This is a genomic window from Kitasatospora sp. NPDC028055 (genome assembly GCF_040637885.1).
In the GTDB taxonomy this organism is placed as follows: domain Bacteria; phylum Actinomycetota; class Actinomycetes; order Streptomycetales; family Streptomycetaceae; genus Kitasatospora.
Genome location: NZ_JBEZXE010000031.1, coordinates 70,923 through 86,620, shown reverse-complemented (window position 1 = coordinate 86,620; position 15,698 = coordinate 70,923). Strand labels below are relative to the sequence as shown.

The following is a 15,698-nucleotide window of genomic DNA, read 5'->3' as shown; positions in this document are numbered from 1 at the left end:
TTCATCGTTGTGGTTCCTCTCAGTCCAGCCGGATGCGCGGGTCGAGCCAGGCCACCGCCAGGTCCGCCAGCGCGACGAACAGCACCACGAAGCAGGCGGCCAGCAGCACCGCGCCGACCACGGCCGGCAGGTCCTGCCCGGACACCGCCTGGGCGGCGAACCGGCCGACCCCGTTCAGCCCGAACACCGTCTCGGTGATCACCGCCCCGCCGAGCAGCACCCCGGCCTCCAGCCCGAGCAGCTGCACCAGCGGCCCGGCGGCCCCGCGCGAGGTGTACTTGAGGTGGGCGCGCAGCCGCCCCAGCCCCTTGCCGCGGGCGGTGCGGACGTACTCCTCGTTCATGGTCTCCAGCAGCTGGGAGCGCGAGAGCCGGGCGAACACGGCCGAGTTGACGAAACCGAGGACGAGCCAGGGGAGCAGCATCCCGCCCGCCCAGGCCGCCGGGTCCTCGCCCGGCGGGGTGTAGGAGGGCAGCGGCAGCAGGCCCGTCGAGTACACCAGCGCCCACTGCGCGAGGTAGCCGAGGAAGTAGATCTGCACGCTCGCGCCGACCAGGGTGAAGCCGGACAGCAGCCGGTCGGTGCGGCGGCCGTGCCGCAGCGCGGAGACGAACCCGGTGCCGAGGCCGAGGACCAGCAGGACGGCGAGCGCCCCGGCGGTCAGCGAGAGGGTGACCGGCAGGTGTTCGGTCAGCGCCTCGGTGACGGGCTGGTGCAGCCGGTAGGAGTAGCCGAGGCAGGGGGCCGCGCAGTGGATGACCGAGCCGTCCACGTCGTTGACGTCCCGCCCGGCGACCACGCCGACCAGGTAGTCGGTGTACTGGGCGAGCAGCGGCTGGTCCAGGCCCATGCTCTGGCGCACCGCCGCGATCTGTCCGCTGTCGCAGCGCGGGCCGCAGGCGGCCCGGGCGGGGTCGGCGGGCGCGGCGTAGAAGAGGGCGAAGGCGGCGGCGGAGACCGCGAGCAGGACGCCGAGCGCCTGGAGGGTGCGCCGCAGGGCGAAGGAGAGCATGGCCGATCCAGGGTCGACGGGACGGGACGGGAGCAGGACGGGAGCGGGACGCGCGCAGGGCAGGGAGGCCCGTTCCCGCGGGCAGCGGGCACCGGGCACGGACCTCAGGCCCTCAGTCCTCAGCCCCTCAGGACTTCAGGTACAGCCAGGTCAGCCCGACCGCCCCGTAGATCGGGTGGATGACCGCCCCGCCGACGTTGCTGCCGCGCAGCTGGTTGACCGTCGGGTAGGTGAGCGGCAGCACCGGCAGGTCCTTCATCACGGTCTGCTCCAGCGCGTACAGCTCCTTGGCCTTGGCACGCGGCTCGCCGATCTGGTTGATCCGGTTGATCTCCTTGTCAACCGCAGGGTTGCGGTAGCGCGCGGAGTTGATGTCGCTGCCGGCCCGGCCGTCGAAGGAGAACGGGATCAGCGTGGACGGGGTTGGCCAGTCGACGGAGCTGGTCTCCTCGAACAGGTCGTACGGGGAGTCCGCCCGGTGCACCTCGTCCAGGAAGGCCTTGGGGTCGATCGGCTTGGGCACCACGGTGATGCCCGCCTTGCCGAAGCCGTCCACCAGCACCTGGGCGACGCGCTGCCCGTCCGGGGTGTTCTTGTACGCGTAGGTCAGGCTCGTCGGCGCCTGCGCGGCCTTGGCGAGCGCGGCCTTGGCAGCCTCCGGGTCGCCCGCGGGCGGGGCCGGGTCGAGGTCGTACTTCTGCCAGTCGATCAGCGCGGGCGAGCTGAGCGTGGTGGCCAGCTCGCCGGTCCGGGAGCCGCCCTGGACCTGCCGGGCCTGCTGGCGCGGGTAGGCGAGGTTGAGCGCCCTGCGCACCTGGATGTCCGGCACCCGCTCGTTGTTGATCACCAGCTGGGTGACGAAGGCGCCCCGGCGGCCGGAGACGACCAGGTCCTTGGCCTTGGGGTCGGTGTCGGTGGTCTGGTACAGCTCGGGGGAGAGCTCGTCGGAGGCGGTGGTGGCGTTGGCGCCGCCGTCCCGCCCGGAGAGGATCTGCTGGTTGCCGTTGAGCGCCTCCTTGCCGTACGTGAACACGAACTTGTCCGGGTACTGGTTGCGGATCGGGTCGGTGTCCGCCTTCCAGGCCGGGTTGCGCTCCAGCACCATGCGGGTGTTCTGGATGTGCTCGACGATCCGGTACGGGCCGGTGGCGAACGGCAGCCGGTCGTAGTCCGTCCCGGTGTCCTTGTCCCGGCGCACCGGCGAGGAGGAGGACTGCGCGGCCATGTACGGCACGTCGGCCTGCGGCTGCGGGAAGTGGAAGACCAGGGTGCGCTCGTCCGGGGTCTGGATCGCGTCCAGCTCGCCGGCCTGCGGTCCGGCGTACTTGGCGCGAGCGGCTTCGTAGCTGGCCTCGCCGGTGAGCCACTGCGGCCAGTACGGCGGGCCGACCTCGTAGCCCTTGCCGAAGGTGCGCTCGATCCCGTACTTGACGTCCTGGGCGGTGATCGGCTTGCCGTCCTCCCAGGCCACGCCCTCCTTGAGCCGGTACGTCCAGGTGCGCCCGCCGTCGGTCGGGGTGCCGGTGTCGGTGGCCAGGTCGCCGACCAGCTTGGCCTTGCCGTCGACGACCTGGTACTGCGTCAGCTGGCGGCCCCAGAGCAGCGAGGCGTTGTACCCGGCGCCCGCGTAGACCTTCTGCGGGTCCAGGTGGCGGAACTCGACGCTGTTGTACACGTTGACCGTGCCGCCCGGGCGGGCGCCGGGGACGGCCGGGGCGGGGCCCGCGCTGTCCTTCTCGGTACCGAGCGCGGCGGTCAGCGGCGAGGTCTCCTTGGCCGGGGCCCCGCCGGCGGCGGAGCCGGTACTGCCCGCGCCGGCCGAGCAGGAGGTCGCCAGCAGGGCGGTGGCGATGACGGCGAGCGACGGTTTGGTCCAGCGCATGACGAATCTCTCCTTGCCCCGACTCGTTCGGATCGGGGCGGGCTCGGATGGTTGATCAGGGGAGGGGAACGCAAGGAAGGAGGAACGCAAGGAAGGGAGAACGGAAGGAAGGGGGAAGCGGAAGGAGCGGGGAAGCGGAGGGGCTCAGCGGGCGCGGCGCGGGTCCAGGGCGTCCCGGACGGCGTCGCCGAGCAGGTTGAAGGCGAGCACGAACACCAGCAGGGCCGCGCCCGGGAAGACCAGGTACGTCGGGTCGGCCTGGAAGACCTCCGAGCCGCGCGAGATCATCCGCCCCCAGTCGGGGACGGGCTCGGTGACGCCGACGCCGAGGAAGGACAGCGCGGCCTCGGAGGCGACGAAGGTCGGTACGGCCATGGTGGCGTGCACGATCAGCTGGGAGCGGACGTTCGGCAGCAGTTCGTGGACGACGATGTGGAAGCGGCTCGCCCCCTGCGCCCGGGCGGACTGCACGAAATCCCTTTCCCGGAGCGAGCGGACGGTGGCCCGGAGGGAAAGTGCGAGCGGAATCCAGCCGAACGCGGAGAATACCAGGATCAGCACCAGGAACTGCATCCACTCCGGTTCCGCGGCGCCCGGATCGACCAGCCGGGACTGGATCACCGGGCTGAGCGCGAGCAGCAGGAGCAGGGTCGGAAAGGCCAGCAGCACATTGGCGAGGAACCCGAACAGCCGGTCCGCGATCCCGCCGAGGTAGCCGACCGCGACCCCGGCCAGCACGCCGAGCGTGGTGGTCACGGCGGCCGCGGCGAAGGCGATCAGCAGCGAGGTGCGGATGCCGTACAGCAGCTGGGTCAGCACATCCCGGCCGAGGCCGGGCTCCAGGCCGAACCAGAACTCGCCGGAGATCCCGCCGTTCGGCAGCACGGGCAGGCCGCCGTCGCTGAGCAGGCCCGGAGTGTTCTGGCCGTAGTGCTCGACCGGGTTCCTCCCGTACAGGGCGGCGACCAGTGGCGCGGCCAGGGCGAGCAGCAGGAACAGCAGGACGACGGCGCAGGCGGCGGCGCCGACCCGGTCGCGCAGCACCCGGCGCAGCAGGCTCGGTGCGGCGGGCCCGGGGGCCGGGCCGGTAACTGCGACTGTGTCGACCGCTGCCATGAGAGGCGTACTCCCCGAATTTCTCCGCCGCCCCATGGGTGAGGGTGCGCTGGTGGGCATTTCCGAACCGGCTCCCGGGGGTTTCCCGGCGGCCGTTCGAGCGACATCAGATCGGATGCGTCCGGCCTTCCGCAAATCACCGGAAGGCGCTCCACGGCAATTCCTTCCGGACTGTTTCGGGAATTGTGGCGGCTTCATTTCCCCGCAACACGGCCGTTGCGGGAGAACGGACATACCGCATCGAAGCGGACCGCCCGTTCCGCATTCTGAGACCTCCGCCACAGTCCCCAGGGTATTGGTACGATCCCGGAGGACCGCGACTGGCGCGTAGGGATGGAATCGACCATCGGGAAGCGGTCCCGTGGATCCTCACGTCGTTGCCGAGCGCCTGGGCCGCCCGCATCCCCACCAGGAGACCGCCATGGCCCAGCACCCCGAGTCCGACCGGACCCCCGCGCAGTCGCAGCCCCAGCCCCAGCCGACCCCCGCACAGCCGCATACCACCGCGAGCCCCGCCGCCGACACCTCCTTCCGCAGCGCCCTGGACGTGGTGGCCGGCGTGGAGCCCCGGATCGCCGCCGCCATCGGCCGGGAGCTGGAGGACCAGCGCGCCTCGCTCAAGCTGATCGCCAGCGAGAACTACGCCTCCCCGGCCGTCCTGCTCGCCATGGGCAACTGGCTCAGCGACAAGTACGCCGAGGGCACCGTCGGCCGCCGCTTCTACGCCGGCTGCCGCAACGTCGACACCGTCGAGGCGATCGCCGCCGAGCACGCCCGCGAGCTGTTCGGCGCCGAACACGCCTACGTCCAGCCGCACTCGGGCATCGACGCCAACCTCACCGCCTTCTGGGCCGTGCTCTCCCAGCGGGTCGAGAGCCCGGCCCTGGAGCGGGCCAAGGTGCGCAACGTCAACGACCTCACCGAGCAGGACTGGGCCGAGCTGCGCCAGGAGCTCGGCAACCAGCGGATGCTCGGCATGTCGCTGGACACCGGCGGCCACCTCACCCACGGCTTCCGGCCCAACATCTCCGGCAAGATGTTCGAGCAGCGCAGCTACGGCACCGACCCGGTCACCGGCCTGATCGACTACGACGCGCTGCGCGAGACCGCCCGCGAGTTCCGCCCGCTGATCCTGGTGGCCGGCTACTCCGCCTACCCGCGGCTGGTGGACTTCCGCCGGATGCGCGAGATCGCGGACGAGGTCGGCGCGACCCTCATGGTCGACATGGCACACTTCGCCGGCCTGGTCGCGGGCAAGGTGCTGACCGGCGACCACGACCCGGTGCCGCACGCCCACATCGTCACCACGACCACCCACAAGTCCCTGCGCGGCCCGCGCGGCGGCATGGTGCTCAGCACCGCCGAGCTGGCCGAACACGTCGACCGCGGCTGCCCGCTGGTGCTCGGCGGCCCGCTCTCGCACGTGATGGCCGCCAAGGCCGTCGCCCTCGCCGAGGCCCGCCGCCCCGAGTTCCGGTCCTACGCCCAGGCCGTGGTCGACAACGCCCGGGCGCTCGCCGAGGGCCTGCTGCGCCGCGGCGGCAAGCTGGTCACCGGCGGCACCGACAACCACCTGGTGCTCGCCGACGTCTCCGACTACGGCCTGACGGGCCGTCAGGCCGAGGCGGCGCTGCTGGACTCGGGCATCGTCACCAACCGCAACTCCGTCCCGCAGGACCCGAACGGCGCCTGGTACACCTCGGGCGTGCGGCTGGGCACCCCGGCGCTGACCACCCGCGGCCTGGGCGCCGCCGAGATGGACGAGATCGCGGCCCTGATCGACACCGTCCTGCGCGGCACCACCCCCACCACCGCGGCCAACGGCGCCCCGTCCAAGGCGAACTACGCGCTCGACGAGGCCCTCCGCGACGGTGTCGCCAAGCGCGCCGCCGACCTGCTGGCCCCGTTCCCGCTCTACCCGGGCGTCGACCTGGTCTGACCGGACCGGCAGCGCCGGTCGTGGCTCCGGGCCGCCGAAGGGAAGTTCGGCGGCCCGGCGGTCAAGACACGCCCTAGTACTGGAGCGACTTGTACTGCAGGAACTCCTCCAGCCCGTGCCGACCCAGCTCGCGGCCGAGCCCGGAGTCCTTGTAACCGCCGAACGGCGCCAGCGGGTTGAACCGGCCGCCGTTGAGGTCCACCTGTCCGGTGTCCAGGCGGCGGGCGAAGGCGGCGGCGGTGTCGGTGTTCGCCGCCCAGACGCCGCCGGCCAGCCCGTAGGCCGTGCCGTTGGCGATCTCGACCGCGTGGTCCTCGTCGCGGTAGGGGAGGACCGCCAGGACGGGCCCGAAGACCTCCTCCTGGGCGACCGTCATCTCCGGGGTGACGTCGGCGAGGACGGTCGGCTGGACGTAGTGGCCGGTGGGGAGTTCGGCCAGCGGCTCCGGGCCGCCGGCCACCAGCCGGGCGCCCTGGGCGAGCGCGCCCTCCAGGTAGCCGCGCACCCGCTCCAGCTGCCGGGCGTTGACCAGCGGGCCGATCCGGGTCCGCGGGTCGGCCGGGTCGCCCGGGACGTACTTCTCGGCGGCCTTGGCGGCGAGCGCGAGCGCCTCCTCGTACTGGTCCACGTGCACCAGCAGCCGGGTCCAGGCGCTGCACGTCTGGCCGGAGTTGGCGAAGACGTTGGCGACGTTCACGTTCACCGCCCGGGCCAGGTCGGCGCCCGGCAGCACCACGTTGGCGGACTTGCCGCCCAGCTCCAGGGCGACCCGCTTGAGCCCGCGCCCGGCCGTCTCGGCGACCTGCCGGCCGACGGCGGTGGAGCCGGTGAAGGACACCACGTCCACCTCCGGATGGGCGGCGAGCGCCGCGCCCGCGACCGCCCCGATGCCGGTCACCAGGTTGAACACCCCGGCCGGGAAGCCGGCTTCGTCCACCAGCCGGGCGAACAGCCGGGCCACCAGCGGGGTGTCCTCGGCCGGCTTGAGGACCACCGGGCAGCCGGCCGCCAGCGCCGGGACGACCTTGGCGACGATCTGGTGCAGCGGGTAGTTCCACGGCGTGATCGCCGCGACCACCCCGGCCGGCTCGGCGAACACCACCGAGTTGCCGATCCGCTCTTCGAAGGAGTACCCGGCCAGCAGGCTCAAGTAGGAGGTCGCCACGGTCAGCGGCAGCCCGGCGTGCACGGCCCCCGCGAAGCCGACCGGGGCGCCCAGTTCGGCGACCACGGTCGAGGTGATCTCCGCCTGGGCGTCGGCCAGTCCGTCCCGCAGCCGGGTGAGCAGCGCCAGCCGCTCCTCGCGGGTGGTGGCGGCCCAGCCCCGGGCCGCCCGGCGGGCCGCGGTAACTGCGGCGTCAACGTCGGCCGCCGCGCCGGCCGGCACGGTGGCGAGCACCTGCTCGGTGGCCGGGTTGAGCACGGGGATCGTGCCGGAGTCCCGGGAGGGCCGCCAGGCGCCGTCGATGTACTGGTCGCCGTACTCCGCGTACTCCTGCTGCACGGATCATCCTTTCAGCTGGTCAGCCGCTCATCGGCCGACTGTGCGAGTCGGAAGGTCAGTCAAGGCGGCCGGACAGCCGTGCGCAAGAGCCAATCCCGCCGAGCTGACCGGCCGGTCACTCGGGGGCGAACCGCGCGGTGTACTCGTCGAACGCCTCGATCCCGACCTGCGCCCGGCGTTCGTCCAGCCGCTCCGGGTCCTCGCACGGCCAGGGCACCGGCCGGCCGTCCACCACCGCGCCGATCTGGGTCCCGTACCGCTGCTCCCGGCCCTCGTTGACGGCCAGTCGGTCCTGGAGGAAGGCCAGGTCGCGGGCGCTCGCGGCGCCCTCCGCGACCGCCTCGGCCATCAGCTCCACCGCCCGCCGCTGGACGTCCAGTTGGCGATCCGCGTGCTGGGCGAGCAGCCAGGCGGCCCGGGCGGCCTCGGCGCCGACGGCCCGTTCGGTGGGCCAGCCGTGCTCCGCCACGATCTCCGAGAGCCGGTCCCCGTGCCGGGCGGTGAGCCGCCGCCAGAGGGCCTGTTCGGCCAGGTCGGGGCTGTGCGCCAGCCGCGCGGCCGCGTTGTCCTCGGCCATCATCGCCACCAACTCGGCGGCGATGGAAGATTTCTGAGTGTCAGTCAGATCCTGCTGTTCCGTCGTCATACCGATCCGCTCCCCGCGTCCGGGCCCGCCGTCCGGGCCGTCCGCTCCACGGTAGGCGCGGCGGATGCGACGAAGATCATCCGCAGGGCCGGTGACACGGGGTGGCCGTTCGGGACAGAATGGATGTACGCCACCCGCCGGGCCGTGTTCAGCTCCGGCCGCGGGACGGCCGAGCGGACGGCCGAGCGGACCGGCGAGCGGACGGGTGAGCCGGAGGACGCCCCGGACGGAGCACCCCCCGCGGTTTGCGGCGGACTCCGCGGCGGGGGCCTACTGTCGATGGGGAGCGCCCCGTGCACGAGCGGTGGTCCGGTTCGGGCCCGGGGCCGGGCCGGCCGTCACCGCGCCGAGGTGCCGGCTCAGGACCCGCAGGTCATCCGTACTGCTAAGGAGCATCCCGTGACCGACACCGCATTGAAGGGCGAACCGCAGCAGCCCGGCGGACCGGCCGTGCTGGACGACGTTCCGGGGTGGTTCTGGGACCACGACCGGCACTCCTTCGAGTGGTTCCTCGGGCGCCAGGAGCGGCTGGGCGTCACCGGCGACCTCATGGAGATGGGCGCCTACCTCGGCCGCAGCGCGATCGTGATCGGGGAGCACCTCCGGCCCGGCGAGAGGTTCACCGTCTGTGACCTGTTCGACTCGGACGCGCCGGACGAGGAGAACTCCGGCGAGATGGAACACTCCTACCGGAAGACGCTGACCCGGTCGGCCTTCGAGGCCAACTACCTGTCCTTCCACGACCGGCTGCCGGACATCGTCCAGGCCCCGACCTCGGCGCTCGCGGGCGGACGGGTCCCGGCGGGGGCCTACCGCTTCGTCCACATCGACGCCTCGCACCTGTACGAGCACGTGGTGGGCGACCTCCAGGTGGCCCGCACCGCGCTGCGGGACGAGGGCGTCGTGGCCCTGGACGACTACCGGGCCCAGCACACCCCCGGCGTCGCGGCGGCGACCTGGGAGGCGGTGTTCAACCACGGACTCCGGCCGATCCTGCTCACCGAGTGCAAGTTCTACGGCACCTGGGGCGACCCGGAGCCGTTCCAGCGCGACCTGCTCGACCGGGTCGGCCTCGCGGTCGGCTGCGAGCTCAGCACCGAGACCCTCAACCACCGGCAGGTGCTGCGGATGACCGGCAGCTCGGAAGGCATCCAGCCGTTCCGCCCCTCCCGGCACCGGCCCCCGGGGGTCGAGGCGCCGATGCCCGGGGACGCGGACCGGACGGCCCGGGACGAGGCCGCGCTGGAGCTCGCCGCCCGCCGCGCCCGCGCCGCCGAGGCGCGCCGCCCGGTCAACGTCGCCAAGCGCGCCGCCAAGGACCTGCTGCCCCCGCTGGTCACCTCGGCGATCCGCCGCGCCCGGAGCCGTGCCCGGAACCGCTGACCGGAGCCGCTCCGGCCCCCACCCCGGAGACGCCGAAGGGCCGGTCGGAAACCCGACCGGCCCTTCCCAGCTGCGTACCCGCTCAGACCCGCGAGGGCTCCGCGTCCCCGGCGTTGCCTGCGACCGAGGCGGACGCCTCCGCCTCAGCCTCGGCCGCCAGCTCGCGGCGCACCTCGGCCAGCGAGGGGTTGGCCCAGGCGCTCGCGACGCCCCAGTAGTAGAAGGCCAGACCGATCGCGGCCACGATCAGCAGGTCCCAGCCCTCCGGCAGGTAGCCGTGCCCGCCGAAGTCGGAGCTGCCGGCCCAGGAGACCCCGGCCATCACGAACAGGTAGGCGACCATCCAGGCGCCCGCCTTGAGGTGCGGCTTCAACTGCTCGAAGGGCTTGCGCAGCTCGTACCAGGCCCAGATCGGCAGACCGGCGGCCATCAGCAGGATGACCTTGCCGGTGAGCGGCCAGCGGGCCCAGTAGAGCACCAGCGAGCCGAAGACCATCGCGATCGGCGCGATCACCGGCATGGCCTTGAGCTTCACCGGGCGCTGGAGGTCCGGCGCGAGCCGGCGCAGCGCCATCACGGCGACCGGGCCGGTGATGTACGAGATCACGGTGGCGACGGAGACGATCTCGGCCAGCGAGCCCCAGCCGCGGAAGACCGCGAGGAACAGGAAGGCGACCACCAGGTTCAGCAGCAGCGCCGGGCGCGGGATGCCGGTCTTGGCGTCGACCTTGCCGAAGAGCTTCGGCAGGTGGCCGTTCTCCTGCACGCCGTGGATCATGCGCGAGGTGGTGGCGGCGTAGATCATGCCGGTGCCGGACGGCGAGACGAAGGCGTCCGCGTACAGCAGCAGTGCGAGCCAGTTGATGCCCCAGGCGATCGCGAGGTCCGCGAGCGGCGAGGTGTAGGAGAGGCTGCTCCAGCCGTTCGACAGGTCCGCGGCCGGGATGGCGCCGATGAACGCCACCTGCAGCGCGACGTAGATCACCAGGGCGATCAGGATCGAGCCGATGACGGCCTTGGGCAGCGACTTGCCGGGGTTGCGGGCCTCGCCGGCCAGGTTGAGCGGGGACTGGAAGCCGTTGAAGGCCCAGACGATGCCGGAGACGGCGACGGCGGTGAACACCGCGCTCCAGCCGTTCGGGGCGAAGCCGCCCTGCTGGGTGAAGTGCGAGGTGTCGAAGTGCGCGAGGAGCAGCGCGCCGGCGGTCAGCGTCGGCACGACGACCTTGAACACGGTGATCGCCGTGTTGGTCTTGGCGAACAGCGTGATCGCGAACCAGTTGAGGACGAAGTACACGACCAGCAGCACGCTGGCCAGCGCCACCCCGCTGAGGGTGAGTTCCTTGCCGTCGTACAGGCCCTTGGCCCAGCCGAAGTGCCAGGAGCTCATGTACTGGACGGACGCGGTGGCCTCACCCGGGATGACCGAGACGATGGCGATCCAGTTGGCCCAGGCGGCCAGGTAGCCGGCCAGCGAGCCGTGCGAGTACTGGCCGTACCGGACCATGCCGCCGGCCTTGGGGAACATCGACCCGAGCTCGCTGTAGGTGAGCGCGATGGTGAGCGCCACGGCGGCGCCGATCACCCAGGCGAGGATCGAGGCGGGGCCGGCCAGCCTGGCGGCCCGCTCGGCGCCGAACAGCCAGCCGGAGCCGATGATCGAGCCGAGCCCGACCGCGGTCAGGCTGATCGTGCCGAGCGATCGGCGGTAGTTCTGGTGTGATGCCGTCGGCGAATCGGGCTCACTCAACGTATCGGTCCTCTCGCTCGGGGTTCAGCGGATGGTGTCGGCGCTTTTACGGTTTTGGGTCGGTATTCCGGACAAACCCCAGCAGCCTATGGTTTCAAATGGGGCGAATACCTCAGAGGAAGCTCAAACCGCCCGATCGTTGCCATCTCGTGTCCGGTTTCCGGACGGCCGGTACCGCTCAACGAGACCGGCGCCACACCGCCATCGGCGGTGGATCACGAGGGGGAGTCGGCCGTGGGCCGGAAAAAGGAAATTCCCCGCGGGATCCTTTCGGATTCCACGGGGAATTTCGGTTGTGTCCGAGGGGGGACTTGAACCCCCACGCCCGATAAAGGGCACTAGCACCTCAAGCTAGCGCGTCTGCCATTCCGCCACCCGGACAGGGTGTGTGCTTCGGGGGCTTTTCTCTCGCCCCCTCGGCGACAGAGAGAACATTACCAGGCTTCCGGAGTGCTTCTCACCTGCGTTTCCTCGGCCCCCGGCCCCGCCCCCACCTCGCCGGGGCCGCCGACCCACCGCGCCCCCGTCGCGCCCCCGCCGCAAGGGGGCAGGAGCCGTGGGACGCCCGGTCCGTCCGGACTGGCTGGGACGGCTCGCGAGGGCGCTCGAACGCCGGGCGAAGCGGTGGCGAGGGTGAAGCAAACGATCGATTACGCCCCAGTCCGCGATCGGTTCCGGTCGGAACCGATCCGACACGGGCAACTTGTCGACGGTGCCACGGCCGCACCGACCGCTCTCCTAGCCTCTGTGGACCGAGGGCGCCATGATGCGGATCGCCTGATTCCCGGGTCGCGGACGAAGGGCGGCTGGACGTGGAGCAGATCAGCGGGGCGGCGAAGGCCGAGCCGAGACGCGGCGCCCGATCGGGCCGCCGACCGACCGCCGACGGTCCCGCCGAGGGCGTGTGGCGCTTCCGGGTGCCCGCCGTCGAGGCCTCCGTGCCGCGCACCCGCCACGCGGTGCGGGACCGCCTGCTGGCCCAGGGCATGACCGGGGTGCGCTACCAGGAGCTGGTGGACGACGTGCTGCTGATCGTCTCCGAGCTGGTCGGCAACGCGGTGAGGCACGCGGCCGAGCTGTCGCCCGAGGTGACCACCGAGCTGTCGGTGCGCCGGGGCTGGGTGCGGGTCTCGGTCGAGGACGGCGACCCGTACCGGCCGAAGGCCCTGGAGAGCGACACCGGCCGCACCGGCGGGCGCGGCCTGCTGCTGGTGAAGAGCGTCACCCTCCAGGCGGGCGGGGTGTGCGACGTGGAGCACACGGGGGAGGGCGGCAAGGTCATCTGGGCCTCGCTGCCCGTCCCCCCGGAGCCCGAGCCCTGACGGGCGCCCCCTCGACGGCGCTCACCGCCGCAGCGGCCGCCGCGGGCGGCGCCCCGCACGAAGACGGCCGCCCCCGGCCGGGGACGGCCACCCCCACGGACCCGCGTCCGCTACCAGTCCCGACCGGCGATCTCCCGGATCCCCGGCAGCGCGGCCTCGAAGACGGTCTCGAACCAGACCGAGAACGGCCGCTCCGCCCGCAGCTCGCGCAGCTCCTGCGCGGTCACGAAGGCGAAGTCCTCGACCTCCTCCGGGTCCGGCTGGACCGGCGCCGTGACCAGCCCGACGAACAGGTGGTTCCACTCCCGCTCGATCAGCCCGGTGGCCTCGTCCGGCAGGTCGTAGCGGACGGTGCCGGCCTCGCAGAGCAGCGCCGGCGCGATGCCCAGCTCCTCGGCGGTGCGCCGGGCGGCGGCCACGAACGGCGGCTCGTCCGGGTACGGGTGCCCGCAGCAGGTGTTCGACCAGACGCCGGGGGAGTGGTACTTGGTGAGCGCCCGGCGCTGGAGCAGCAGCCGGCCCTGGCGGTCGAACAGGAAGACCGAGAAGGCCCGGTGCAGCCGGCCCGGCTGCTGGTGGGCCCAGAGCTTCTCACCGGTGCCGATGGTGACGCCCTCGTCGTCGACCAGTTCCAGCAGGATCTCGGTGCTCGAGGGGGCGGTGGCCCCGGGGTCGACCGTCACGTCTGTCTCCACGTCCAGGCCGCTGTCGATCTCGGCGGCGAAGTGGGTCGGGTCGGTCGGCGGACTCTGGGGCATGGGGCCTCTTTCGGGAGGGGGAGCGGGAGCAACGGGAGCGTCGAGCGCGTCGAGCGCGCCGTGGGCACCCGTCGGGCGGCTCGGGACGCGGCGCGGGCACCGGCGCCGGCGTCGGGCTCCAGTCTGCCGTATGGGTGGCGGTCCGGACGGGTCCCACGCACAACCGGGCGGATCATGACGCGGGGGAGTCCGGATCCGTACCGGAAACGGTCGGGGAAGTCCCCGGAAGGGTCATTCGTCCCGGAGACCAGTTCGGTATCCGTTCCCATTCTGTTCGATCACCGCACCTCCACCGTGTCGTCACCTCGGCGCCTCCGGTCCCGTTCGGGCGCGTCGCCCGGGTCGCCTACCATCGCTTACGACACGCTGCCCGGATCTGTGCCGGTCCGGCGCGCCGCCGCAGGGCCCGGCCGTACGCCGTCCCGACCGGCAACAGCGCCGCCGGGCCCGTCGGCACATCCCCGCGCGGACCGCACGACGCACCACGGATCAGGAGACCCCGCATGATCGGCCTCGTTCTGGCAGCCGGCGCCGGCCGCCGGCTGCGCCCGTACACCGACACCCTGCCCAAGGCGCTGGTGCCGGTCGACGGGGAGCGGACCGTCCTGGACCTCACCCTGGGCAACTTCGCCGAGGTCGGACTGCGCGAGGCGGCGATCGTCGTCGGCTACCGCAAGGAGGCGGTGTACGACCGCAAGGACGCCCTGGAGCGCAAGTACGGGGTCAAGCTCCACCTGGTCGAGAACGACAAGGCGGAGGAGTGGAACAACGCCTACTCGCTCTGGTGCGCCCGCGAGCTGTTCGCCGAGGGCCTGCTGCTGGCCAACGGCGACACCGTCCACCCGGCCTCCGTCCAGCGCACCATGCTGGAGGGCAACCGGCGCCTCGTCGAGGAGGGCCGGGCCCCCGGCATCCTGCTCGCCCTGGACACGGTGAAGAAGCTCGCCGACGAGGAGATGAAGGTCGTCGTCGACCCGGCCGCCGGCATGCGCCGCATCACCAAGCTGATGGACCCGGCCGAGGCGACCGGCGAGTACATCGGCGTCACCGTGATCAACCCGGCCGCGGCCGCCGACCTGACCGACGCGCTGCGCGCCACCTACGAGCGCGACCCCCAGCTGTACTACGAGGACGGCTACCAGGAGATGGTCGACCGGGGCCTGCGGATCGACGTGCAGCCGATCGGCGAGGTGTCCTGGGTCGAGGTCGACAACCACGACGACCTGGCGAAGGCCCGGGAGATCGCGTGCCAGTACTGACCCGACTGGTCCCGTCGCCGCTGTTCGCGGAGATCCGCCCGGGCGCGCTGGACGCGCTCGGCGGCATCCTCGCGGACCAGAGGCTGTCGGCCTCGGGCCGGATCGCGGTGGCGATCAGCAACGGCTCCGGCGCCGCGATGCGCGAGCGCCTGGAGCCGGCCCTGCCCGGCGCCGACTGGTACAACGTGGACGACGGCAGCCTCGACAGCGCGGTGCGCTTCGCCGAGGAGATGCGCGGCAAGCACTACGACGCGGTCGTCGGCCTCGGCGGCGGCAAGATCATCGACGCCGCCAAGTACGCCGCTGCCCGGGTCGGCCTGCCGGTGGTCGCGGTGGCCACCAACCTCGCGCACGACGGCATCTGCTCCCCGGTCTCCACCCTCGACAACGACGCCGGCCGGGGCTCCTACGGGGTCCCCAGCCCGATCGGCATCATCGTCGACCTGGACGTGATCCGGCAGGCCCCGCAGCGCTTCGTGGCGGCCGGCATCGGGGACGTCGTCTCCAACATCTCGGCCTGCGCGGACTGGGAGTTGTCGCACGCCGTCACCGGCGAACCGGTGGACGGACTGGCCGTCGCGATGGCCCGCTCGGCGGGCGAGAACCTGCTGCGGCACCCAGGAAGCACTCAGGACCAGGACCTCCTGACGGCCCTCGCGGAAGCCCTGGTACTGTCCGGCATCGCGATGAACATCGCGGGCAGTTCCCGGCCCTCCTCGGGTGCCTGCCACGAGATCTGCCATGCCCTGGACGTGATGTACCCCAAGCGCTCCGCCCAGCACGGCGAACAGGTCGGCCTCGGCGCGGCGTTCGCCAGCTTCCTGCGGGGCGAGCGCGAGCTGACCGGTCTGATCGTGGAGCGACTGAGGAGCCACGGGCTGCCGGTGACCGCAGCTCAGATGGGTTTCACCGAAACGGAGTTCACCGAGGCGGTGCACTACGCTCCGAACACCCGCCCGGGCCGCTACACCATCCTGGAACACCTCGACCTCTCCCCTTCCGCAATCAGGGACGCGTACGCCGACTATGTCCAAGCCGTCAACAGCTGACCCCTCCACCGCGGGCGCCGAGCGGCCCCCGGTGGACCTGACCCGCCGGCCCTCGATCGAGGAGCTGCGGGCGGTGAT

At 72.3% G+C, this 15,698-nt stretch carries 12 protein-coding genes, 1 tRNA gene and 1 riboswitch; of the genes, 5 read left to right on the top strand and 8 right to left on the bottom strand.

Going from position 1 to position 15,698, the window contains the following annotated elements:
* Positions 1–19 precede the first annotated feature (19 nt).
* From AB0F71_RS26635 to AB0F71_RS26625, 3 genes are all read right to left on the bottom strand, one after another.
* A complete protein-coding gene (locus AB0F71_RS26635; protein ID WP_360238827.1) occupies positions 20–1,012 on the bottom strand; it encodes an ABC transporter permease in 993 nt (330 codons plus the stop codon).
* A gap of 127 nt (positions 1,013–1,139) precedes the next feature.
* On the bottom strand, positions 1,140–2,894 hold the full coding sequence (locus AB0F71_RS26630; RefSeq protein WP_360238825.1) for an ABC transporter substrate-binding protein: 1,755 nt from the start codon (positions 2,892–2,894) through the stop codon (positions 1,140–1,142).
* A 144-nt stretch (positions 2,895–3,038) separates the two neighbouring features.
* Entirely contained in the window at positions 3,039–4,010 is a 972-nt protein-coding gene (locus AB0F71_RS26625; protein WP_360238823.1) for an ABC transporter permease, read from the bottom strand.
* Positions 4,011–4,316: 306 nt separating this feature from the next.
* Positions 4,317–4,411, top strand: a riboswitch (ZMP/ZTP riboswitch).
* Between the two features lie 20 nt (positions 4,412–4,431).
* Here AB0F71_RS26625 and AB0F71_RS26620 point away from each other — a divergent pair.
* On the top strand, positions 4,432–5,949 hold the full coding sequence (locus AB0F71_RS26620) for a glycine hydroxymethyltransferase (protein ID WP_360238821.1): 1,518 nt from the start codon (positions 4,432–4,434) through the stop codon (positions 5,947–5,949).
* Between the two features lie 73 nt (positions 5,950–6,022).
* Here AB0F71_RS26620 and AB0F71_RS26615 read toward each other — a convergent pair whose 3' ends face one another.
* Together AB0F71_RS26615 and AB0F71_RS26610 are read right to left on the bottom strand one after the other, a co-directional pair.
* Positions 6,023–7,453, bottom strand: coding sequence for an aldehyde dehydrogenase family protein (locus tag AB0F71_RS26615; RefSeq protein WP_360238819.1), 1,431 nt, complete (start codon positions 7,451–7,453; stop codon positions 6,023–6,025).
* A gap of 115 nt (positions 7,454–7,568) precedes the next feature.
* Complete coding sequence (locus AB0F71_RS26610) at positions 7,569–8,099, bottom strand: DUF6624 domain-containing protein (RefSeq protein WP_360238817.1); 531 nt, start codon at positions 8,097–8,099, stop codon at positions 7,569–7,571.
* A 399-nt stretch (positions 8,100–8,498) separates the two neighbouring features.
* On the opposite strand from AB0F71_RS26610, the gene AB0F71_RS26605 reads away from it, so the two are divergent.
* The gene (locus tag AB0F71_RS26605) at positions 8,499–9,482 is read left to right on the top strand and encodes a class I SAM-dependent methyltransferase (protein ID WP_360238815.1); all 984 of its coding nucleotides are present in this window, start codon (positions 8,499–8,501) and stop codon (positions 9,480–9,482) included.
* A gap of 82 nt (positions 9,483–9,564) precedes the next feature.
* Here the strand turns inward: AB0F71_RS26605 and AB0F71_RS26600 are convergent, their stop codons facing one another.
* Together AB0F71_RS26600 and AB0F71_RS26595 are read right to left on the bottom strand one after the other, a co-directional pair.
* Positions 9,565–11,232 (bottom strand): APC family permease, encoded by a 1,668-nt coding sequence (locus AB0F71_RS26600; RefSeq protein ID WP_360238813.1) that lies wholly within the window; start codon positions 11,230–11,232, stop codon positions 9,565–9,567.
* Positions 11,233–11,528: 296 nt separating this feature from the next.
* Positions 11,529–11,613 (bottom strand) — tRNA-Leu (locus AB0F71_RS26595).
* Positions 11,614–12,134: 521 nt separating this feature from the next.
* Here AB0F71_RS26595 and AB0F71_RS26590 point away from each other — a divergent pair.
* The gene (locus tag AB0F71_RS26590; protein ID WP_360238878.1) at positions 12,135–12,554 is read left to right on the top strand and encodes an ATP-binding protein; all 420 of its coding nucleotides are present in this window, start codon (positions 12,135–12,137) and stop codon (positions 12,552–12,554) included.
* Positions 12,555–12,664: 110 nt separating this feature from the next.
* Here the strand turns inward: AB0F71_RS26590 and idi are convergent, their stop codons facing one another.
* On the bottom strand, positions 12,665–13,312 hold the full coding sequence (idi, locus tag AB0F71_RS26585) for an isopentenyl-diphosphate Delta-isomerase (protein ID WP_360238811.1): 648 nt from the start codon (positions 13,310–13,312) through the stop codon (positions 12,665–12,667).
* Between the two features lie 503 nt (positions 13,313–13,815).
* Between idi and AB0F71_RS26580 the strand changes: the two genes are divergently transcribed.
* Positions 13,816–14,571, top strand: a complete 756-nt coding sequence (locus AB0F71_RS26580) for a phosphocholine cytidylyltransferase family protein (RefSeq protein WP_360238809.1) — start codon at positions 13,816–13,818, stop codon at positions 14,569–14,571.
* The gene (locus AB0F71_RS26575; protein ID WP_360238807.1) at positions 14,559–15,620 is read left to right on the top strand and encodes an iron-containing alcohol dehydrogenase family protein; all 1,062 of its coding nucleotides are present in this window, start codon (positions 14,559–14,561) and stop codon (positions 15,618–15,620) included. Before AB0F71_RS26580 ends, AB0F71_RS26575 begins: the two co-directional genes overlap by 13 nt.
* The last annotated feature ends 78 nt before the right edge of the window (positions 15,621–15,698 follow it).